31 protein-coding genes are annotated in these 17,038 nt (G+C 69.2%); 3 read left to right on the forward strand and 28 right to left on the reverse strand.

The window, feature by feature from the left end; genetic code table 11:
* Positions 1-38: 38 nt before the first annotated feature.
* The 3 genes from ACLF3M_RS28545 (at position 39) to ACLF3M_RS28555 (ending at position 2,585) form a co-directional block, all read left to right on the forward strand.
* Positions 39-1,001, forward strand: coding sequence for a Bug family tripartite tricarboxylate transporter substrate binding protein (locus tag ACLF3M_RS28545; protein WP_430660405.1), 963 nt, complete (start codon positions 39-41; stop codon positions 999-1,001).
* A gap of 160 nt (positions 1,002-1,161) precedes the next feature.
* Positions 1,162-1,989 carry a DMT family transporter gene (locus ACLF3M_RS28550; RefSeq protein WP_430660433.1) on the forward strand — a complete coding sequence of 276 codons (828 nt, stop codon included), beginning with the start codon at positions 1,162-1,164 and terminating at the stop codon, positions 1,987-1,989.
* A 107-nt stretch (positions 1,990-2,096) separates the two neighbouring features.
* A complete protein-coding gene (locus ACLF3M_RS28555) occupies positions 2,097-2,585 on the forward strand; it encodes a hypothetical protein (protein WP_430660406.1) in 489 nt (162 codons plus the stop codon).
* Between the two features lie 99 nt (positions 2,586-2,684).
* On the opposite strand, the gene rplQ is transcribed toward ACLF3M_RS28555, so the two are convergent.
* The 28 genes from rplQ to ACLF3M_RS28695 form a co-directional block, all read right to left on the reverse strand.
* Entirely contained in the window at positions 2,685-3,107 is a 423-nt protein-coding gene (gene rplQ / locus ACLF3M_RS28560; RefSeq protein WP_430660407.1) for a 50S ribosomal protein L17, read from the reverse strand.
* A 29-nt stretch (positions 3,108-3,136) separates the two neighbouring features.
* The gene (locus ACLF3M_RS28565) at positions 3,137-4,150 is read right to left on the reverse strand and encodes a DNA-directed RNA polymerase subunit alpha (protein WP_430660408.1); all 1,014 of its coding nucleotides are present in this window, start codon (positions 4,148-4,150) and stop codon (positions 3,137-3,139) included.
* 59 nt (positions 4,151-4,209) lie between these two features.
* Complete coding sequence (gene rpsK, locus ACLF3M_RS28570; protein WP_430660409.1) at positions 4,210-4,614, reverse strand: 30S ribosomal protein S11; 405 nt, start codon at positions 4,612-4,614, stop codon at positions 4,210-4,212.
* A 1-nt stretch (position 4,615) separates the two neighbouring features.
* A complete protein-coding gene (gene rpsM, locus ACLF3M_RS28575; RefSeq protein ID WP_430660410.1) occupies positions 4,616-4,993 on the reverse strand; it encodes a 30S ribosomal protein S13 in 378 nt (125 codons plus the stop codon).
* A 168-nt stretch (positions 4,994-5,161) separates the two neighbouring features.
* The gene (locus ACLF3M_RS28580) at positions 5,162-5,821 is read right to left on the reverse strand and encodes an adenylate kinase (RefSeq protein ID WP_430660411.1); all 660 of its coding nucleotides are present in this window, start codon (positions 5,819-5,821) and stop codon (positions 5,162-5,164) included.
* A complete protein-coding gene (gene secY / locus ACLF3M_RS28585) occupies positions 5,818-7,185 on the reverse strand; it encodes a preprotein translocase subunit SecY (protein WP_430660412.1) in 1,368 nt (455 codons plus the stop codon). The genes ACLF3M_RS28580 and secY overlap by 4 nt, the downstream gene beginning before the upstream one ends.
* A gap of 123 nt (positions 7,186-7,308) precedes the next feature.
* Positions 7,309-7,797, reverse strand: a complete 489-nt coding sequence (gene rplO / locus ACLF3M_RS28590) for a 50S ribosomal protein L15 (RefSeq protein ID WP_430660413.1) — start codon at positions 7,795-7,797, stop codon at positions 7,309-7,311.
* A 3-nt stretch (positions 7,798-7,800) separates the two neighbouring features.
* On the reverse strand, positions 7,801-7,986 hold the full coding sequence (gene rpmD / locus ACLF3M_RS28595) for a 50S ribosomal protein L30 (RefSeq protein WP_430660414.1): 186 nt from the start codon (positions 7,984-7,986) through the stop codon (positions 7,801-7,803).
* Between the two features lies 1 nt (position 7,987).
* Complete coding sequence (gene rpsE, locus ACLF3M_RS28600) at positions 7,988-8,617, reverse strand: 30S ribosomal protein S5 (RefSeq protein WP_430660415.1); 630 nt, start codon at positions 8,615-8,617, stop codon at positions 7,988-7,990.
* A gap of 11 nt (positions 8,618-8,628) precedes the next feature.
* Positions 8,629-8,991 carry a 50S ribosomal protein L18 gene (gene rplR, locus ACLF3M_RS28605; protein ID WP_430660416.1) on the reverse strand — a complete coding sequence of 121 codons (363 nt, stop codon included), beginning with the start codon at positions 8,989-8,991 and terminating at the stop codon, positions 8,629-8,631.
* Entirely contained in the window at positions 8,991-9,524 is a 534-nt protein-coding gene (gene rplF / locus ACLF3M_RS28610; protein WP_430660417.1) for a 50S ribosomal protein L6, read from the reverse strand. The genes rplR and rplF overlap by 1 nt, the downstream gene beginning before the upstream one ends.
* 17 nt (positions 9,525-9,541) lie before the next feature.
* Positions 9,542-9,940, reverse strand: a complete 399-nt coding sequence (gene rpsH, locus ACLF3M_RS28615) for a 30S ribosomal protein S8 (protein WP_430660418.1) — start codon at positions 9,938-9,940, stop codon at positions 9,542-9,544.
* Positions 9,941-9,953: 13 nt separating this feature from the next.
* The gene (gene rpsN / locus ACLF3M_RS28620; RefSeq protein ID WP_430660419.1) at positions 9,954-10,259 is read right to left on the reverse strand and encodes a 30S ribosomal protein S14; all 306 of its coding nucleotides are present in this window, start codon (positions 10,257-10,259) and stop codon (positions 9,954-9,956) included.
* A 59-nt stretch (positions 10,260-10,318) separates the two neighbouring features.
* Positions 10,319-10,852 carry a 50S ribosomal protein L5 gene (rplE, locus tag ACLF3M_RS28625; protein ID WP_430660434.1) on the reverse strand — a complete coding sequence of 178 codons (534 nt, stop codon included), beginning with the start codon at positions 10,850-10,852 and terminating at the stop codon, positions 10,319-10,321.
* A gap of 167 nt (positions 10,853-11,019) precedes the next feature.
* On the reverse strand, positions 11,020-11,340 hold the full coding sequence (gene rplX, locus ACLF3M_RS28630; protein WP_430660420.1) for a 50S ribosomal protein L24: 321 nt from the start codon (positions 11,338-11,340) through the stop codon (positions 11,020-11,022).
* A gap of 4 nt (positions 11,341-11,344) precedes the next feature.
* Positions 11,345-11,713 carry a 50S ribosomal protein L14 gene (rplN, locus tag ACLF3M_RS28635; protein WP_430660421.1) on the reverse strand — a complete coding sequence of 123 codons (369 nt, stop codon included), beginning with the start codon at positions 11,711-11,713 and terminating at the stop codon, positions 11,345-11,347.
* A gap of 3 nt (positions 11,714-11,716) precedes the next feature.
* Positions 11,717-12,019, reverse strand: a complete 303-nt coding sequence (gene rpsQ, locus ACLF3M_RS28640) for a 30S ribosomal protein S17 (protein ID WP_430660422.1) — start codon at positions 12,017-12,019, stop codon at positions 11,717-11,719.
* A gap of 13 nt (positions 12,020-12,032) precedes the next feature.
* A complete protein-coding gene (gene rpmC, locus ACLF3M_RS28645; RefSeq protein WP_430660435.1) occupies positions 12,033-12,239 on the reverse strand; it encodes a 50S ribosomal protein L29 in 207 nt (68 codons plus the stop codon).
* A gap of 8 nt (positions 12,240-12,247) precedes the next feature.
* Positions 12,248-12,676, reverse strand: a complete 429-nt coding sequence (gene rplP, locus ACLF3M_RS28650) for a 50S ribosomal protein L16 (RefSeq protein ID WP_430660423.1) — start codon at positions 12,674-12,676, stop codon at positions 12,248-12,250.
* 14 nt (positions 12,677-12,690) lie between these two features.
* The gene (gene rpsC / locus ACLF3M_RS28655; protein WP_430660424.1) at positions 12,691-13,368 is read right to left on the reverse strand and encodes a 30S ribosomal protein S3; all 678 of its coding nucleotides are present in this window, start codon (positions 13,366-13,368) and stop codon (positions 12,691-12,693) included.
* 1 nt (position 13,369) lies between these two features.
* Positions 13,370-13,771 carry a 50S ribosomal protein L22 gene (gene rplV, locus ACLF3M_RS28660; RefSeq protein WP_430660425.1) on the reverse strand — a complete coding sequence of 134 codons (402 nt, stop codon included), beginning with the start codon at positions 13,769-13,771 and terminating at the stop codon, positions 13,370-13,372.
* Between the two features lies 1 nt (position 13,772).
* Positions 13,773-14,051 (reverse strand): 30S ribosomal protein S19, encoded by a 279-nt coding sequence (rpsS, locus tag ACLF3M_RS28665; protein WP_430660426.1) that lies wholly within the window; start codon positions 14,049-14,051, stop codon positions 13,773-13,775.
* 5 nt (positions 14,052-14,056) lie between these two features.
* Positions 14,057-14,893, reverse strand: a complete 837-nt coding sequence (gene rplB / locus ACLF3M_RS28670) for a 50S ribosomal protein L2 (RefSeq protein ID WP_430660427.1) — start codon at positions 14,891-14,893, stop codon at positions 14,057-14,059.
* A 4-nt stretch (positions 14,894-14,897) separates the two neighbouring features.
* On the reverse strand, positions 14,898-15,227 hold the full coding sequence (locus ACLF3M_RS28675; RefSeq protein WP_430660428.1) for a 50S ribosomal protein L23: 330 nt from the start codon (positions 15,225-15,227) through the stop codon (positions 14,898-14,900).
* A complete protein-coding gene (gene rplD / locus ACLF3M_RS28680; RefSeq protein ID WP_430660429.1) occupies positions 15,224-15,862 on the reverse strand; it encodes a 50S ribosomal protein L4 in 639 nt (212 codons plus the stop codon). The genes ACLF3M_RS28675 and rplD overlap by 4 nt, the downstream gene beginning before the upstream one ends.
* A 6-nt stretch (positions 15,863-15,868) precedes the next feature.
* Positions 15,869-16,561, reverse strand: coding sequence for a 50S ribosomal protein L3 (gene rplC / locus ACLF3M_RS28685; RefSeq protein WP_430660430.1), 693 nt, complete (start codon positions 16,559-16,561; stop codon positions 15,869-15,871).
* A 22-nt stretch (positions 16,562-16,583) separates the two neighbouring features.
* Positions 16,584-16,892 (reverse strand): 30S ribosomal protein S10, encoded by a 309-nt coding sequence (rpsJ, locus tag ACLF3M_RS28690; protein ID WP_137177962.1) that lies wholly within the window; start codon positions 16,890-16,892, stop codon positions 16,584-16,586.
* 31 nt (positions 16,893-16,923) lie between these two features.
* Positions 16,924-17,038, reverse strand: a 115-nt coding sequence (locus tag ACLF3M_RS28695) for a hypothetical protein (protein WP_430657453.1), incomplete at its 5' end; no start/stop codon positions are given.

The following is a 17,038-nucleotide window of genomic DNA, read 5'->3' on the forward strand; positions in this document are numbered from 1 at the left end:
CCTGCCCGATCTCGCGCGCAACAAGACCGGAGAACGCCATGACGATCACTCGCCGCGCCGCACTCGGCGCCGCCGCGCTGCTGCCCGTCGCCGCGCGGGCGCAGGCACCCTGGCCGAGCCGCTCCATCCGCCTGATCGTGCCTTTTGCCGCGGGCGGTGCGGCCGACAGCGCGGCGCGGGTGCTGACGCCGCGCATGGGCGAGAGGCTCGGCCAGGGCTTCGTGGTGGAGAACCGGACCGGCGCCTCGGGCAGCCTCGGCGGCGGCGAGGTCGCGCGGGCGACGGACGGCCACACCTTCCTCTGGGACGCGTCGAGCCACGTCGTGAACCCCGCGCTGCTGCGCGGCCTGCCCTTCGACTACGCCACGGCCTTCGTCCCGGTCTCGCTGGTCGTGACCTTCCCCTCCGCGGTGGCGGTGAAGAACGATTTTCCCGCGCGCACTCTGGCGGAGTTCGTGGCGGCGTCGAAGGCGCGGCCCGGCACCCTGACCGTCGGCACGCAGGGCAATGCGACGGCGGGGCATCTCGGCCTGGCGGCGTTCTCGAAGGCCGCGGGGATCGAGGTGCTGCACGTCCCCTATCGCGGCGGCGCGGCGGCGGCGCAGGACCTGGCCTCGGGCGCGGTGGACGCGGTGTTCACGACGCTGGTCTCGGCGGGGCCGATCGTGGATGCCGGCCGCGCGCGCTTCATCGGCGTGGCGACCGCAAGCCGCGTGGAGAGCCGCCCCGATGTCCCGACCATCGCAGAGCAGGGCTATGCGGGCTTCGAGTCCAATGAATGGGCGGGGCTGTTCGGCCCCGCGGGCACACCGCCGGCGGTGGTCAACGCGCTCTATGCCGCGCTGACCGAGGCGATCGCCGATCCCGCCATCCGCGCCCGCCTGGTGCAGATCGGCTGCGTGCCGGTCGCGTCCTCGCCCGCCGATTTCGCGCGCTTCGTAAGGGAAGGGCGCGCGCAGATGGCCACCCTGGTGCGCGAGGCGAACATCCGGGCGGAGTGAGGGCGTTGGCCCCCTCCCCACCCCTCCCCCGCACGGCGGGGGAGGGAGCAGCCCCGCGGTCACGATTCGCTTCTCCCTCCCCCGCCGTGCGGGGGAGGGCGGGGAGAGGGCTTCTTCCCTGACCAAACCCGCCGCCAACCAGAACCTCGCGGGCATCGCGCTGATGTCGGCGGCGGTGCTGGCCTTCTCGCTGAACGACGTGCTGGGGAAGTGGCTGGTGGCCACCTACTCCGTTGCGCAGGTCCTGGTGCTGCGCTCCATCGCGGCGCTGGTCGTCCTCGCCCCCTTCATCTGGCGCGAGGGCGCGGCGCACCTGCTGCGGCCGCGCCGGCCCTGGCTGCAGGCCGGGCGCGTCGCCGCCGGGACGATCGAGGTCGCCTGCTTCTACTGGGCGGTCGGCATGATGCCGCTGGCTGACACCATGGCGTTCTGGATGGCCACCCCGATCTTCGTGGCCGTCGCCTCCGCCGTGATCCTGAAGGAAAGGCTGGAGGCCGCGCGCTTCGTCGCCGTGCTGGTCGGCTTCGCGGGCGTGGTGCTGGCGCTCGGCGCGGGGCTCGATTCGGGCTGGCTGCCGACCGTGGTCGCCCTGGTCGGGGTCTGCGTCTACACGGCGTACCTTCTCTGCACCCGGGCGCTGCGCGCGACGTCCGCCACCGTGCTCGCGACCTACCAGATGACGGGCGCGCTGCTCTTCGGCCTGGTGATGCTGCCCTGGGCCTGGGTGCCGCCGACGCTGGCCGACGTCGCGCTGCTGATGGCGCTCGGCGTCACGGGCGTCATCGCACATCTGGCTGTCACGAAGTCGCTCGCGCTGGCGCCGGCGCCGGTGGTGGTGCCGTGGCAATACGCGATGATCCTGTGGGGCATCCTGTTCGGCTGGCTCTTCTTCCACGAGGTGCCGGAGACCGCGATGCTGGCCGGCGTCGCGGTCATCGTCGCCGCGGGACTGTGGTTGACGAGGCTGGAGTTGCGCACCGGGCGCTGACGCGCCGATGCTGCCCCGGGCGCCGAAGACGGGCGACATGCGGCTCTGGCGCCTGATCGCGTCGGGCCCGGGGCTGCGGGCGCGGCCGGCACTGGGAGAAATGCGGGATGTTCCGGGTTGGACAGCAGGTGTGGCACCGCGACGGGCGGCGCAGCGGCAAGGTCGTGGAGGTTGACGGTGAGCGCGTCTACATCGAGCAGGAGAACGGCGCCGAGCTCGATTTCCGCGCAGGCGACCTCAGCGCGACGCCGCCGGCCGGCGCGAAGCTGACCGAGGCGCGGCCTAGGGATGGCGGGGCGGCGGGCTATGTGATGCCGAACCGCACCCTCACGGCCGCCGACATCACGCCGGAGCATGTGCGCGTCCTCGGCCTGGTCCCCCCGCGGACCGTCCAGGCGGTGGCGCTGCTGTTCGAGCGCCGGCCTGGCGCCGGCCGCTTCAGCGCTCTCGACGTCGCGGGGAAGCTGAACGTCATCGCGGAGATCACCGCGGTGCCCTATCGCACGATGCGCGAGTACAGCGACCGCCCCGGCGAGATGGGCCTGCTGATGGGCAAGGGCCTGGCCGACAGCCAGCGCAAGGCCGGCGGGGGCTGAACGGCGCGGGCACGAAAAAGGGCGCCTTGCGGCGCCCAGTATCGCGGGGTGGGTCCGCCTACCCCGACCCTCCCCCGCGAACGGGGGGAGAGCCGTGACTTACGCCTCGGCCTCTTCCTCGACGGCCTCCGGCTTCGGTCCGCTGTCGAGGCCCTTGGCGGCGACGTCGCGCTCGACCAGCTCGATCACGGCCATGGACGCCGCGTCGCCGTAGCGCACGCCCGCCTTCAGCACGCGGGTGTAGCCGCCCTGGCGCGCCTTGTAGCGCTCCGCGATCGTGGTGAAGAGCTTGTCCACCACCTTCTCGTCGCGGATCTGCGCATGGGCCTGGCGGCGCGCATGCAGGTCGCCGCGCTTGCCGAGCGTGATGATGCGCTCGACATAGGGGCGCAGCTCCTTCGCCTTCGGCAGCGTCGTGGTGATCTGCTCATGCTTGATCAGGCTCGTCGCCATGCTGCGCAGCATGGCGATACGGTGGCTGGAGGTGACGCCGAGCTTACGGCCGGCAAACCCGTGACGCATGGTCTTGCTTCCTGACTATCTCGGGGCCCTCAGAAGGGCTCCTCCAGCTTCTTCGCGAGGTCCTCAATGTTCTCCGGCGGCCAGCCCGGCACGGTCATGCCGAGGCCGAGGCCCATGGAGGCGAGGACTTCCTTGATCTCGTTCAGCGACTTGCGGCCGAAGTTCGGCGTGCGGAGCATCTCCTGCTCGGTCTTCTGCACGAGGTCGCCGATGTAGACGATGTTGTCGTTCTTCAGGCAGTTCGCGCTGCGGACCGACAGCTCGAGCTCGTCCACCTTGCGGAGCAGGTTGCGGTTGAAGGGCAGGTCGTCGCGGACCTCCTCCACCACCCGCGCGCGCGGCTCCTCGAAGTTGATGAAGAGCTGCAGCTGCTCCTGCAGGATGCGAGCGGCGATGCCGACGGCGTCCTCGGGCGTCACCGTGCCGTCGGTCTCGACCGTCAGCACCAGCTTGTCGTAGTCGGTCTTCTGGCCGACGCGGGTCGGCTGCACCTGGTAGGCCACACGGCGGACCGGCGAGTAGATCGCGTCCACCGGGATCAGGCCGATCGGGGCGTCCTCGGGGCGGTTCTCCGCGGCCGGGACGTAGCCCTTGCCGGTGTCGACCGTCAGCTCCATCGAGATCCGCGCGCCGTCGTCGAGGGTGCAGATCACCAGGTCCGGGTTGGCGATCTCGATGTCGCCGGTGGTCTGGATCTGGCCAGCGGTCACCTCGCCGGGGCCGGTCGCGGTCAGCTGCAGGCGCTTCGCGCCCTCGCCCTGGTAGCGGATGGCGAGCTGCTTGACGTTGAGGACGATGTCCGTGACGTCCTCGCGCACGCCGGCGACCGAGCTGAATTCGTGCAGCACGCCGTCGATGCGGATGCCCGTCACCGCCGCGCCCTGGAGGGACGACAGCAGGATGCGGCGCAGCGCGTTGCCGAGCGTCATGCCAAAGCCGCGCTCCAGCGGCTCCGCGACGATCGTCGCGACGCGCGTGGCGTCGGCGCCGAGCTCGACGTCCTTCTTGGTCTCGATCAGCGAACGCCAGTTCTTCTCGATCATGTCTTCCCTCGTCCCGGCCAGGCAGCGCGTCGAAGGCGGGGCGACGCCCCGCCCCAATGTCAGACGCGACGGCGCTTGCGCGGGCGGCAACCGTTGTGCGGGATGGGCGTCACGTCGCGGATCGCGGTGACGTAGAAGCCCACGGCCTGCAGGGCGCGGAGCGCGGATTCACGGCCCGAGCCGGGACCGGACACCTGGATCTCCAGCGTCTCCATCCCGTGCTCGCGCGCCTTGCGGCCGGCATCCTCAGCGGCGACCTGCGCGGCGTAGGGGGTGGACTTGCGGCTGCCCTTGAAGCCCTGGCTGCCGGCAGACGACCAGGCGATGGCGTTGCCCTGCGCGTCGGTGATGGTGACGACGGTGTTGTTGAAGCTCGCCAGGACGTGCGCGACGCCCGACGAGATGTTCTTCCGTTCCTTCTTGCGCGGGCGATTGCCGGCGCCGGCGCGGGGTTCGCGAGCCATCCTACTTCGTCACCTTCTTCTTGCCGGCGATCGCCACCGCCTTGCCCTTGCGCGTGCGCGCATTCGTGTGCGTGCGCTGGCCGCGGACCGGCAGGCCCTTGCGGTGGCGCAGGCCGCGGTAGCAGGCCATGTCCATGAGGCGCTTCTTGTTCATCGCCTCTTCGCGGCGGAGGTCGCCCTCCACGCGGTATTCCCGGTCGATCAGCTCGCGGATGCGCAGCACCTCGTCATCCGTCAGCTGGTTCACCCGACGCTCCTCGGGGATGCCGAGCTGGTCGACGATGTCCTTCGCGTTCTTCGGCCCGATTCCGTAGATGTAGCGGAGCGAAATGGCCACCCGCTTGTTGGTCGGGATGTTCACGCCGGCGATGCGCGCCACGATGCGTCTCTCCTCACGGGGCGGATCAGGCCCCTCTAGCCGCCGGCCAAAGCCGGCGTTCAGGTCACAGTCCAGTAAGACAACGGCGAAGGGCGGCCGGGGGATACCCCCGAACCGCGGAGGCGGCGGACTACACCGCCCCGGCCGGGTTCGTCAAGCTCCCGTGGGTCAGGAACCCCCGGGTGTGCCGAGGATCGCCGCGAGCTGGCGGGTCACCTCGTCCATCTCGGCCATGCCGTCCACCTGCTTGAGCTTCCCCTGAGCCTTGTAGAAGGGCAGGAGCGGCGCGGTCTGGCGGTGGTAGGCATCGAGCCTGGCGGCCACCGTCTCCGCCTTGTCGTCGGCGCGGCGGGTGAATTCCGTGCTGCCGCAGACGTCGCAGACCCCGGCCCTGGCCGGCTTCTTGAAGCTGTCGTGGTAGCCCTCGCCGCACTTGGCGCAGGTGAAGCGCCCGGCGATCCGCTCGACCAGCGCGCCGTCGTCCACGGCAAGCTCGACGACGTGGTCGAGGTCCATCTTCTGCTCGCGCAGCATGACGTCCAGCGCCTCGGCCTGGGGCACCGTGCGGGGGAAGCCGTCCAGGATGAAGCCCCGTTCGCAATCGGGCTGCTGGACACGCTTGGCCAGCATGGCGGTGACGATCCCGTCCGGCACCAGCGCGCCCGATTCCATGATCGCCTTCGCCTTGGCGCCGAGTTCGGAGCCCGACTTCACCTCGGCGCGCAGCATGTCGCCCGTCGAGATCTGGGCGATGCGGTAGCGCTCCTCCAGCCGCTTGGCCTGGGTGCCCTTCCCCGCGCCGGGCGGGCCCAGCAGGATCAGCCTCATCGTCCGCGTCCCCCCGGTTGCGTGCCGCGGCCGCCGAGCCGGGCCTTCTTGATCAGCCCCTCGTACTGGTGCGCGAAGAGGTGCGACTGGACCTGCGCCACCGTGTCCATCGTCACGGAGACGATGATCAGCAGCGACGTGCCGCCGAAGTAGAAGGGCACGCCGTAATGCGCGATCAGGATCTCCGGCAGGATGCAGATGGCGGCGAGATAGAGCGCGCCGACCGCCGTCAGCCTGGTCAGCACCCGGTCGAAATAGTCGGCCGTCGGCTGGCCCGGACGGATGCCCGGCACGAAGCCGCCATACTTGCGGAGGTTGTCCGCCGTCTCCTGCGGGTTGAACACGACGGCGGTGTAGAAGAAGGCGAAGAACACGATCCCCGCGAGGTAGAGCGCCATGTAAAGCGGCTGCCCATGCGCCAGCAGGTTCGCGATGTCGGTCAGGATCGACGGCTCGGCCCGGTCGGTCTGGAAGGCCGCGAAGGTCGCGGGCAGCAGCAGCAATGAGGACGCGAAGATCGGCGGCATGACGCCGGCGGTGTTCAGCTTCAGCGGCAGATGCGTGTTCTCGCCGCCGAACATGCGGTTGCCGACCTGGCGCTTGGGGTATTGCACCGGGATGCGGCGCTGCGCCCGCTCCATGAAGACAACGGCGGCGATGATGGCGAGCGCGGCGACGAGGAAGAAGATGATGAAGAAGGTGGACAGCGCGCCGGTGCGGCCGAGCTCGAGCGTGGCGGCCAGCGCATGCGGCAGGTTCGCCACGATGCCCGCGAAGATGATCAGGCTGATGCCGTTGCCGACACCGCGCGCGGTGATCTGCTCGCCGAGCCACATCAGGAACATCGTGCCGCCGGTCAGCGTGATCACGGTCGAGATGCGGAAGAACCAGCCACCGTCATGCACCGCTGGGCCGAAGCTCCCGCGCAGCGACTCCAGCCCGATCGCGATGCCATAGGCCTGGAAGATCGCGATGAAGAGCGTGAGGTAGCGCGTGTACTGGTTGAGCTTCTTCCGCCCCGTCTCGCCTTCCTTCTTCAGCGCTTCCCATTGCGGGATGGCCGCCGTCATCAGCTGCACGATGATGGAGGCCGAGATATAGGGCATGATGTTGAGCGCGAAGACCGTCATGCGCCCGAGCGACCCGCCCGTGAACATGTCGAACATGCCGAGGATCCCGCCGCCCATCTGCTGCAGGATCTCGGCCATCACAGCGGCGTCCACGCCCGGCACCGGCACATAGGAGCCGATGCGGTACACCAGCAGCGCCCCCAGCGTGAACCAGATGCGCTTCTTGAGCTCGGTCGCCTTCGACAGGACACCGAGGTTGAGATTGGCCGCGAGTTGTTCGGCGGCGGACGCCATGCGTGTCCCTCCTCACGGGAACGGCGCCCCAAGGGCCATGTGATTGGCCTGGGACGCCGCACCGCAGACACTTCTAAATTGCTGCCCGCACCGGTCCGGTGCAAGGGGCAGCCATGGTCAGGCTCAGCCCTCGGCCTCGGCCGCCGGAGCGGTCGTGGTGACGGTCCCGCCGGCGGCCTGCACCGCTGCGATGGCGGCCTGGCTGGCGCCCGTCACCGTCAGCGACACGGCGCGCTTGATCTCGCCCTTCGCCAGCAGGCGCACGCCCGCGAGCTTGGAGGAGGTCTTCACCACGCCCGCCGCCTTCAGCGCTGCCTCGTCGATCGGGGCGCCGGCGGGCAGCCGGCCTTCCTCGACCGCCTTGTCCAGCGTGCCGAGGTTCAGCACCGCGTATTCCTTGCGGAACGGGTTGACGAAGCCGCGCTTCGGCAGGCGGCGGTAGATCGGGAGCTGGCCGCCCTCGAACCCGTTCAGCCTGACGCCGGTGCGCGCCTTCTGGCCCTTCACGCCGCGGCCGCCGGTCTTGCCCTTGCCGGAGCCGATGCCGCGGCCGATGCGCTTGAACCGGTCGCGCGCGCCGTCGTTGTCGCGGATCTCATTGAGCTTGGGCACGGATCAGCCCTCCACCTTCACCAGGTGGGCGACCTTGCGGATCATCCCCCGCACGGCCGGGGTGTCCTCCAGCTCGCGCGACCGGTGCATCTTGTTGAGGCCGAGGCCGATCAGCGTCTCGCGCTGGCCGGGCTTGCGGCCGATCGGCGACCCGGTCTGGGTCACCTTCACGGTCTTCCTGTCAGACATCTCAAGCAGCCTCCGCCGCCTCGGCGCCGTCCTTGCGGGCGCCGAGCAGGTCCGAGACCTTCTTGCCGCGCCGTGCCGCCACCGCCCTGGGGCTGGTGCAGTTCGACAGCGCCGCGAAGGTCGCCTTGACCATGTTGTGCGGGTTCGTGGTGCCGGTGCACTTCGCGACGACGTCGCCCATGCCCAGTGTCTCGAACACCGCGCGCATCGGGCCGCCCGCGATGATCCCGGTGCCGGCAGGCGCCGCGCGCAGGATGACGCGGCCCGCACCGAACTCGCCGATGATGTCGTGGTGCAGCGTGCGGCCTTCCTTCATCGGCACGCGGATCATCGTGCGCTTGGCACGCTCCGTCGCCTTGCGGATAGCCTCCGGCACCTCGCGCGCCTTGCCCGCGCCCCAGCCGACGCGGCCCTTCTGGTCGCCCACGACGACGAGCGCCGCGAAGCTGAAGCGCCGGCCGCCCTTCACCACCTTGGCGACGCGGTTGATGGTGACGAGCTTGTCCTTGAGCTCGTCGCCCTCCGTCCGCTCGGGCCGGTTCTCCCGGTCGCGGTCACGGCCGCGGCCACGACGGCGGTCACCGCCCTCGCCACCGCCGCCCTCGCCGCCGCCCATCGGTCCCCTTGCCATAGCCGAACTCCTCAGAACGAGAGGCCGCCCTCGCGGGCAGCCTCCGCCAGCGCCTTGACGCGGCCGTGGTACAGGTAGGGCCCGCGGTCGAAGACCACCGCGGTCACGCCGGCGGCGAGCGCACGCTCGGCGACCAGCTTGCCGACCGCGGTCGCGGCGTCCTTGTCGGCGCCGGTCTTCAGCCCCTCGCGCATGGTCTTCTCGAGCGAGGAGGCGGCGGCCACGGTGCGGCCCTGCCCGTCGTCGATGACCTGCGCATAGATGTGCTTGCCCGAGCGGAAGACGGAAAGGCGCGGACGCCCGCCCGACTTCACCTTGAGCTGGTAGCGCAACCGCGCGCGGCGGCGCGCCTGCAATGCGAGCTTGTCAGCCATTACTTCTTCTTACCCTCCTTCCGGAGGATCACCTCGTTGTCGTACCGGACGCCCTTGCCCTTGTAGGGCTCGGGGCCGCGATAGGCGCGGATCTCGGCCGCCACCTGGCCCACCTTGCGCTTGTCGGACCCTTCGACCTTCACGGCCGTCGGACGCTCGCAGGTGATCTTGATCCCTTCCGGGATCGGGTAGCGGATCTCATGGCTGTAGCCGAGGTTCAGCACCAGGTCCTTGCCCTGCACCGCGGCCTTGTAGCCGGTGCCGGTGATCTCCATGGACTTGGTGAAGCCCGTGGACACGCCGGTCACCATGCCCTGGATCAGGCTGCGCGTGGTCCCCCACATTGTGCGCGCACGACGGTCGGACCCGCGCGGCTTCACCGCGACGTGGTTGCTCTCGACCTCGACGTCCACCTCGTCCGTCAGATCGAGCTTCAGCTCGCCGAGCTTGCCCTTGGCGACGACGGTGCGGCCCTGCAGCGCCACCTGGACGCCCGCCGGGACCGGCACCGGATACTTGCCTACGCGAGACATGTCCCCTGCCCTCCCGGTCAGAACACGCGGCAGAGGACCTCGCCGCCGACATTGGCGGTGCGGGCCTCATGGTCGCTCATCACGCCCTTCGGCGTGGACAGGATGGAGATGCCGAGCCCGTTGTAGAACTTCGGCAGCTCCGCAATCTTCGAATAGACGCGCCGGCCGGGCTTGGAGACCCGGTGGATCTCCTTGATGGCGGGCTCGCCCTCCGAATACTTCAGCTCGATCGCGATGACCTTCACGCCGGGACGGACGTCCTCGGTCGACCAGGCCCGGATGTAGCCCTCGCGCTTCAGCACATCGAGCACGTTCTCGCGCAGCTTGGAGGCCGGCGCGATGCAGCGGCTCTGGCGAGCGGACTGGGCGTTGCGGATGCGGGTGAGCAGGTCACCCAGCGGATCTGACAGCGACATGGCGCGGCCTTCCTTACCAGCTTGCCTTCACCATCCCCGGAATCTGGCCGGTGCTGGCCAGTTCGCGGAGCTGGTTACGGCTCAGCTTGAACTTGCGGTAGTTGCCGCGCGGACGCCCCGTCAGCTCGCAGCGCAGACGGACGCGGTTCTTCGCGCCGTTGCGGGGCAGCTGGGCGAGCTTCAGCGTCGCCTCGAAGCGCTCTTCCACCGGCCGGTCGCGGTCCATGACGACAGCCTTCAGCGCGGCGCGCTTCGGGGCATGCAGCTTGGACAGCCGCGCGCGGCGGTTGTTCTTCTCGACTGACGAGGTCTTGGCCATGTCGTTTCAGTTCCTCCGGAACCTGCCGCGGGTGCACCGCGGCGGTTTTCCAAACGGGTTCAGTTGGCGAAGGGGAGGTCGAAGGCCTTCAGAAGGGCCTTGGCTTCCTTGTCCGTCTTCGCCGTGGTGACGAACTGGATGTCCATCCCGCGCACCGTGTCCACGCGATCGTAGTTGATCTCGGGGAACACGATCTGCTCCTTCAGGCCCATGGCGTAGTTGCCACGGCCGTCGAAGCCGCGATTGCCGGGGATGCCGCGGAAGTCACGCACGCGCGGCAGCGCGATGGTGACCAGGCGGTCCAGGAACTCGTACATCCGCGCCTTGCGCAGCGTGACCTTGCAGCCGATCGCCTGGCCCTCGCGGATCTTGAAGCCGGCGATCGCCTTCTTCGCGATCGTCTTCACCGGCTTCTGGCCCGCGATCGCCATCAGCTCGGCCACCGCTGCGTCGAGCTTCTTCTGGTCGCCGGCGGCTTCGCCCACGCCCATGTTGATGACGATCTTGTCGAGCTTCGGCACTTCCATCGGGTTCTTGTACCCGAACTCCTCGGCCAGCTTCTTGCGCACGACCTCGTCGTAGAGCTTGCGCAGGCGCGGCTGCTCGGCCGGCGCCGCGGCAGCCGGACCCGCCTTCGCGGCGACGGAGGTCGCGGCCTGGCCGCCACCCTCGCGCGCGGGCTTCGCGGCCGCGGCCTTCTTGTTGTCGCTCGGCTTCTTTGCGCCGCCCTTGGCCGGCGCGCCGCCCTTCTTCGTCCCGCTCATCGGTCGATCACCTCACCAGAGGCCTTCGCCACGCGGACCTTCTTGCCGTCCTCGAGGGTCTTGAAACCCACGCGGGTCGGCTTGTCGGTCTTGGGGTCGAGCAGCGCGAGGTTGGAGAGGTCGATCGGACCCTCCTTCTCCGTGATGCCGCCTGGGCGGTTGAGGCCCTGCGGCTTCTCGTGCCGCTTCACCATGTTCACGCCCTGCACGAAGGCGCGGTTGTCCTTCGGCACCACGCGGATGACTTCCCCGCGCTTGCCCTTGTCGCGACCGGCCAGAACCTGGACCTTGTCGCCCTTCCTGATCTTCGCCGCCATGGCCTTACAGGACCTCCGGCGCCAGCGAGATGATCTTCATGAACTTCTTCGCGCGCAGCTCGCGCACGACCGGTCCGAAGATGCGCGTCCCGATGGGTTCGCCCTGCTTGTTGATCAGCACCGCGGCGTTGCCGTCGAAGCGGATCGCGGTGCCGTCGATGCGGCGGACCGGATAGGCCGTCCGCACGATCACGGCGCGATGCACCTCGCCCTTCTTCACCTTGGCGCGGGGGATCGCCTCCTTCACGGAGACGACGATGACGTCGCCGACCGACGCGACCTTCCGCTTCGAGCCGCCGAGCACCTTGATGCACTGGACGCGGCGCGCGCCGGAATTGTCGGCGACCTCGAGGTTGGATTCGACCTGGATCATGGATCAGGCCCCCGCAGCGGCAGGCGCCGCTTCAGCCGGCGCATCGAAGCCCGCCGGGCGCGCCACGGTCTCGCCGTTGCGCGTCACGACCAGCCAGGACTTGCTCTTGCTGATCGGGCGGCACTCCTCGATTGAGACGGTGTCGCCCTCCTTGCAGAGGTTCGCCTCGTCGTGCGCCGCGTACTTCTTCGATCGGCGGATGAACTTCTTGTAGAGCGGGTGCATCACGCGACGCTCGACAAGGACGGTCACCGTCTTGTCGGTCTTGTCGCTGACCACCCGGCCCGTGAGGACGCGCCTCGGCATCGCCCGGAACCCCTTACTTCGCAGCGGCGGGGCGCGAGCGCTCCGCCATGATGGTCTTCACCCGGGCGATCGTCCGGCGCACTTCCTTGATGCGCCCCACCGCCTCGAGCTGCCCGGTCGCCCGCTGGAAGCGCAGGTTGAACTGCTCCTTCCGAAGACCGACCAGCATTTCCTGCAGCTCATCCGCGGACTTGCCGCGCACGTCCGCGATCTTCGTCATCGCCATGATCAGGCCTCCGCCGGCGACGCGCCGAGGCGCGTGACGATCTTCGTCTTGATCGGCAGCTTCGCCGCACCGAGGGCAAGCGCCTCGCGCGCGATGTCGTTGGACACGCCGTCGAGCTCGAACATGATGCGGCCAGGCTTCACGCGACAGACCCAGTATTCCGGCGCGCCCTTGCCCGAGCCCATGCGGACCTCGGCCGGCTTCGTGGAGACCGGGACGTCCGGGAAGATCCGGATCCAGACACGGCCCTGCCGCTTCATCGCGCGGGTGATCGCGCGACGGGCGGCCTCGATCTGGCGCGCGGTCACGCGCTCCGGCTCGAGGGCCTTCAGGCCGAATCCGCCGAAGGTCAGGCTGAACCCGCCCTTCGCGACGCCCTTGATGCGGCCCTTGTGGGCCTTGCGGAACTTGGTGCGCTTCGGTTGCAGCATCTCAATTCACCACTTCAGCGCTGCGGGGCCTGTTCCGCGGCGCGCTTGTCCTGCGCCATCGGATCATGGGCCATTACCTCGCCCTTGAAGATCCAGACCTTCACACCGCAGGTGCCATAGGTCGTCTTCGCGGTCGCGGTCCCGAAATCGATGTCCGCGCGCAGCGTGTGCAGCGGTACGCGCCCCTCGCGGTACCACTCCATGCGCGCGATCTCGGCGCCGCCGAGACGGCCGGAGCAGTTGATCCGGATACCGCCTGCGCCGAGGCGCATGGCCGACTGCACCGCGCGCTTCATCGCGCGGCGGAAGGCGACCCGGCGCTCCAGCTGCTGGGCAATGCTCTCGGCCACCAGCGTCGCGTCGATCTCGGGCTTGCGGATCTCGACGATGTTCAGCGAGACCTCCGCGCCGGCCATCTTCGCGAGGTCCTTGCGCAGCACCTCGATGTCGGCGCCCTTCTTGCCGATCACGACGCCAGGCCGCGCCGCGTGGATCGTGACGCGCGGCTTCTTCGCCGGGCGCTCGATCACCACCCGGGACACGCCCGCGCCCTTCAGCCGCTCGCGCAGCGTGCGCCGCAGCTTCAGGTCCTCGTGCAGCATCTTGGAATAGTCGCCGTCGGCGAACCAACGGCTGTCCCAGGTGCGGTTGATGCCGAGCCGGAGCCCGATCGGATTGACTTTGTGCCCCATGTTACGCGGCTTCCTTCTGCGCCGGCGCCTCGGGCGACTTCTCGGCGACCACGATCTTCAGGTGGCTGAACCACTTCTCGACACGCGACGCGCGGCCGCGGCCGCGGGCGTGGAAGCGCTTCATCACGATCGACCGGCCAACCTCGGCGCGTGAAACGACCAGGCGGTCCACGTCGAGCTGATGGTTGTTCTCGGCGTTGGCGATGGCGCTCTCCAGCGTCTTCTTCACGGTCTGCGCGATGCGCCGCTTGGAGAAGGTCAGCGTGGCCACCGCGTCCTGCGCCGTGCGGCCGCGGATCAGCGCGGCCACCAGGTTCAGCTTGCGCGGCGAGACGCGGATGTTGCTGAGGATGGCCTGGGCCTCGGTCTCAGCAAGGTTGCGCGGATACTTCGGCTTGCTCATGTCAGCCCCGCTTCGCCTTCTTGTCGGCGGAGTGGCCGTTGAAGGTGCGCGTCGGCGAGAACTCGCCGAACTTGTGGCCGACCATGTTCTCCGTCACCTGTACCGGGATGAACTTCTTCCCGTTGTAGACGCCGAAGGTCAGGCCGACGAACTGCGGCAGGATCGTGCTCCGGCGCGACCAGATCTTGATGATCTCGCTGCGGCCCGAAGCGCGCGACACTTCCGCCTTGTTGAGCAGGTAGCCGTCCACGAACGGCCCCTTCCAGACGCTGCGCGGCATCCCGTTCAGCCCTTCGTCGCGTTACGCCGACGGACAATGAGCTTGTCCGTCCGCTTGTTGCTGCGGGTCTTGGCACCCTTGGTCGGCTTGCCCCAGGGCGTCACCGGATGACGGCCGCCCGAAGTCCGGCCCTCGCCACCACCATGCGGGTGGTCGACCGGGTTCATCACGACGCCGCGGTTGTGCGGACGGAAGCCCATCCACCGCACGCGGCCCGCCTTGCCGATCTGCTGGTTCATGTTGTCGGCGTTCGACACCGCGCCGATCGCCGCCATGCACTCCGCGCGCACGACGCGGAGCTCGCCGGACATCAGCTTGATCTGCGCGTAGCCGCTGTCCTTGCCGACGAGCTGCGCAAAGGTACCGGCGGAGCGCGCGACCTTCGCACCCGCGCCCGGCTTCAGCTCGATCGCATGGATGATCGTGCCGACGGGGATGTTGGCGAGCGGCATCGCGTTGCCCGGCTTGATGTCCGCGCCCTTCGAGCCGTTCACCACCGTGTCGCCCGCCTTCAGTCGCTGCGGCGCGATGATGTAGGCGAGCTCGCCGTCCTGATACTTGATCAGGGCGATGAAGGCCGTGCGGTTCGGGTCGTATTCCAGACGCTCGACCGTCGCCGGCACGTCGAACTTGCGGCGCTTGAAGTCCACCAGGCGATAGGACTGCTTGTGCCCGCCGCCGCGGAAGCGGCTGGTGATGCGGCCGTGGTTGTTGCGCCCGCCGCTGTGCGACTTGCCGACGGTCAATGCCTTGACCGGCTTGCCCTTCCACAGCTCGGATCGGTCGATCAGGACCGTCCCGCGGAGCGACGGCGTGATCGGGTTGAAGTTCTTCAGTGCCATGGCGTCACGCGAGCCCCGTGGTCAGGTCGATGGTCTGGCCTGCCTGCAGCCGCACCACCGCCTTCTTCCAATCGGACCGCTTGCCTTCACGGCCGCGGAACCGCTTGGTCTTGCCCTTCATCACGACCGTGTTCACCGCCTCGACCTTCACCGAGAACAGCTGCTCCACCGCCGCCTTGATCTCCGGCTTCGTCGCATCGAGGGCGACGCGGAAGGTCACCTGGCTGAACTCGTTCAGCCGGGTCGCCTTCTCCGTCACCACCGGGGCGACGATCACCTGGTACATGCGCTCGGCATTGAGCTGCACGCCCTTCTTCTCCGCCGCGTCGCTCATGCCGCGGTCTCCCCGTTCAGGCGCTTCGCGAGCGCCTCGACGCCCGCGCGCGTCACCGCCAGCACGTCGTGCTGGAGGATGTCGTAGACGTTCGCGCCGACGCAGGGCAGCACGTCCACGCGCGGCAGGTTGCGCGTGACGCGGGCGAAGCCCTCGTCCACCGTCGCGTCCACCACCAGTGCGCTCGTCCAGCCCAGCGCCTTCAGCTGCCTGGCGACCGCAGCGGTCTTCGCATCGGCGCCGGCCGCGGCCGCGTCGAGCACCACCAGCTTGCCCTCGGCCGCCTTGGCCGACAGCGCGTGGATCAGGCCCAGGCGACGGACCTTCTTGTTCAGGCTGTACTCATGGCTGCGCACGACCGGGCCGTGCACGACGCCGCCGGTGCGGAACTGCGGCGCGCGCAGTGAGCCCTGGCGAGCGTTGCCGGTGCCCTTCTGGCGATAGGGCTTCTTGGTCGTCCCGGAGACCTCGCCCATGCCCTTGGCCTTGTGCGTGCCGGCACGGCGCTTGGCGAGCTGCCAATGCACGACGCGGGAGAGGATGTCGGCGCGCGGGGCGACGCCGAACAGCGCCTCCGGCAGCTCGATCTCACCCGCGGGCGCGTTGTCCAGCGTGATGACGGGAAGCTTCGGCATGATCCGTTACCCCTGCGCCATGACGGCGGCCGGGAAGGGCGCATCGGCCGGGCGCGCGCGCTTCACGGCGTCGCGGACCAGCACATAGCCGCCCTTCGGGCCCGGGATGGCGCCCTTGATCAGCAGCAGGCCGCGCTCCGCGTCGTGACCGGCGACCACCAGGTTCTGGGTGGTCACGCGCTCGACGCCGAGATGGCCGGCCATCTTCTTGTTCTTGAAGGTCTTGCCGGGATCCTGCCGGTTGCCCGTCGAGCCCAGCGAGCGGTGGCTGATGGACACGCCGTGCGAGGCCTCGAGGCCAGCGAAGTTCCAGCGCTTCATGCCGCCCGCAAAGCCCTTGCCGACCGTCACGCCCGTGACGTCCACCTTCTGGCCCTTCACGAAATGCTCGGCCGCGAGCTTCGTGCCCGGCGCCACCAGCCCTTCGGCCGGCACGCGGAACTCGACGACCTTGCGCGGCGCCTCGACGCCGGCCTTCGCGAAATGGCCCTTCTGGGGCTTCGAGACGTTCTTCGGCTTGGCATTGCCGATGCCGAGCTGGACGGCGTCGTAGCCGTCCTTCTCCGCCGTGCGGTTCGCCACCACGCGCACATCGTCCAGATGCAGCACGGTTACCGGCACGGTGGAGCCGTCGTCGTTGAACAGCCGGGTCATCCCCAGCTTGCGGGCGATCAGCCCGGTACGGCCTTGAGTGGCCATGGTCCTGGTCCCTTCGCGCGCGTCAGATCTTGATCTCGACGTCCACGCCGGCGGCCAGGTCGAGCTTCATCAGCGCGTCCACGGTCTGCGGGGTGGGGTCGACGATGTCGAGAAGACGCCGATGCGTGCGGATCTCAAACTGCTCGCGCGACTTCTTGTCGACGTGCGGCGAGCGGTTGACGGTGAAACGCTCGATCTGCGTCGGCAGGGGGATCGGGCCGCGCACCCGCGCGCCCGTCCGCTTGGCCGTGTTGACGATCTCCCGCGTGCTGCCGTCCAGCACGCGGTGATCGAACGCCTTGAGGCGGATGCGGATGTTCTGGCTGTCCATGACCGTAAGGCCCGTGTCCCTTGCCCGTGCCCTACTTCACGATCTTCGCGACGACGCCGGCGCCGACGGTGCGGCCGCCCTCGCGGATGGCGAAGCGCAGGCCCTCGTCCATGGCGATCGGCGCGATCAGCTCGACGTCCATCGTT

Origin of the sequence: Falsiroseomonas sp. HW251 (assembly GCF_050563545.1) — a bacterium.
Lineage (GTDB): Bacteria > Pseudomonadota > Alphaproteobacteria > Acetobacterales > Acetobacteraceae > Falsiroseomonas.

Excerpts from the sequence above, each read along its gene's own strand:
- ACLF3M_RS28545 (WP_430660405.1), top strand. The coding sequence starts at position 39 with ATGACGATCACTCGCCGCGCCGCACTCGGCGCCGCCGCGCTGCTGCCC.
- ACLF3M_RS28555 (WP_430660406.1), top strand. The coding sequence starts at position 2,097 with ATGTTCCGGGTTGGACAGCAGGTGTGGCACCGCGACGGGCGGCGCAGC.
- rplQ (WP_430660407.1), bottom strand. The coding sequence starts at position 3,107 with ATGCGTCACGGGTTTGCCGGCCGTAAGCTCGGCGTCACCTCCAGCCAC.
- ACLF3M_RS28565 (WP_430660408.1), bottom strand. The coding sequence starts at position 4,150 with ATGATCGAGAAGAACTGGCGTTCGCTGATCGAGACCAAGAAGGACGTC.
- rpsK (WP_430660409.1), bottom strand. The coding sequence starts at position 4,614 with ATGGCTCGCGAACCCCGCGCCGGCGCCGGCAATCGCCCGCGCAAGAAG.
- ACLF3M_RS28580 (WP_430660411.1), bottom strand. The coding sequence starts at position 5,821 with ATGAGGCTGATCCTGCTGGGCCCGCCCGGCGCGGGGAAGGGCACCCAG.
- secY (WP_430660412.1), bottom strand. The coding sequence starts at position 7,185 with ATGGCGTCCGCCGCCGAACAACTCGCGGCCAATCTCAACCTCGGTGTC.
- rpmD (WP_430660414.1), bottom strand. The coding sequence starts at position 7,986 with ATGTCTGACAGGAAGACCGTGAAGGTGACCCAGACCGGGTCGCCGATC.
- rpsE (WP_430660415.1), bottom strand. The coding sequence starts at position 8,617 with ATGGCAAGGGGACCGATGGGCGGCGGCGAGGGCGGCGGTGGCGAGGGC.
- rplR (WP_430660416.1), bottom strand. The coding sequence starts at position 8,991 with ATGGCTGACAAGCTCGCATTGCAGGCGCGCCGCCGCGCGCGGTTGCGC.
- rplF (WP_430660417.1), bottom strand. The coding sequence starts at position 9,524 with ATGTCTCGCGTAGGCAAGTATCCGGTGCCGGTCCCGGCGGGCGTCCAG.
- rpsH (WP_430660418.1), bottom strand. The coding sequence starts at position 9,940 with ATGTCGCTGTCAGATCCGCTGGGTGACCTGCTCACCCGCATCCGCAAC.
- rpsN (WP_430660419.1), bottom strand. The coding sequence starts at position 10,259 with ATGGCCAAGACCTCGTCAGTCGAGAAGAACAACCGCCGCGCGCGGCTG.
- rplX (WP_430660420.1), bottom strand. The coding sequence starts at position 11,340 with ATGGCGGCGAAGATCAGGAAGGGCGACAAGGTCCAGGTTCTGGCCGGT.
- rplN (WP_430660421.1), bottom strand. The coding sequence starts at position 11,713 with ATGATCCAGGTCGAATCCAACCTCGAGGTCGCCGACAATTCCGGCGCG.
- rpsQ (WP_430660422.1), bottom strand. The coding sequence starts at position 12,019 with ATGCCGAGGCGCGTCCTCACGGGCCGGGTGGTCAGCGACAAGACCGAC.
- rpmC (WP_430660435.1), bottom strand. The coding sequence starts at position 12,239 with ATGACGAAGATCGCGGACGTGCGCGGCAAGTCCGCGGATGAGCTGCAG.
- rplP (WP_430660423.1), bottom strand. The coding sequence starts at position 12,676 with ATGCTGCAACCGAAGCGCACCAAGTTCCGCAAGGCCCACAAGGGCCGC.
- rpsC (WP_430660424.1), bottom strand. The coding sequence starts at position 13,368 with ATGGGGCACAAAGTCAATCCGATCGGGCTCCGGCTCGGCATCAACCGC.
- rplV (WP_430660425.1), bottom strand. The coding sequence starts at position 13,771 with ATGAGCAAGCCGAAGTATCCGCGCAACCTTGCTGAGACCGAGGCCCAG.
- rpsS (WP_430660426.1), bottom strand. The coding sequence starts at position 14,051 with ATGCCGCGCAGCGTCTGGAAGGGGCCGTTCGTGGACGGCTACCTGCTC.
- rplB (WP_430660427.1), bottom strand. The coding sequence starts at position 14,893 with ATGGCACTGAAGAACTTCAACCCGATCACGCCGTCGCTCCGCGGGACG.
- ACLF3M_RS28675 (WP_430660428.1), bottom strand. The coding sequence starts at position 15,227 with ATGAGCGACGCGGCGGAGAAGAAGGGCGTGCAGCTCAATGCCGAGCGC.
- rplD (WP_430660429.1), bottom strand. The coding sequence starts at position 15,862 with ATGCCGAAGCTTCCCGTCATCACGCTGGACAACGCGCCCGCGGGTGAG.
- rplC (WP_430660430.1), bottom strand. The coding sequence starts at position 16,561 with ATGGCCACTCAAGGCCGTACCGGGCTGATCGCCCGCAAGCTGGGGATG.
- rpsJ (WP_137177962.1), bottom strand. The coding sequence starts at position 16,892 with ATGGACAGCCAGAACATCCGCATCCGCCTCAAGGCGTTCGATCACCGC.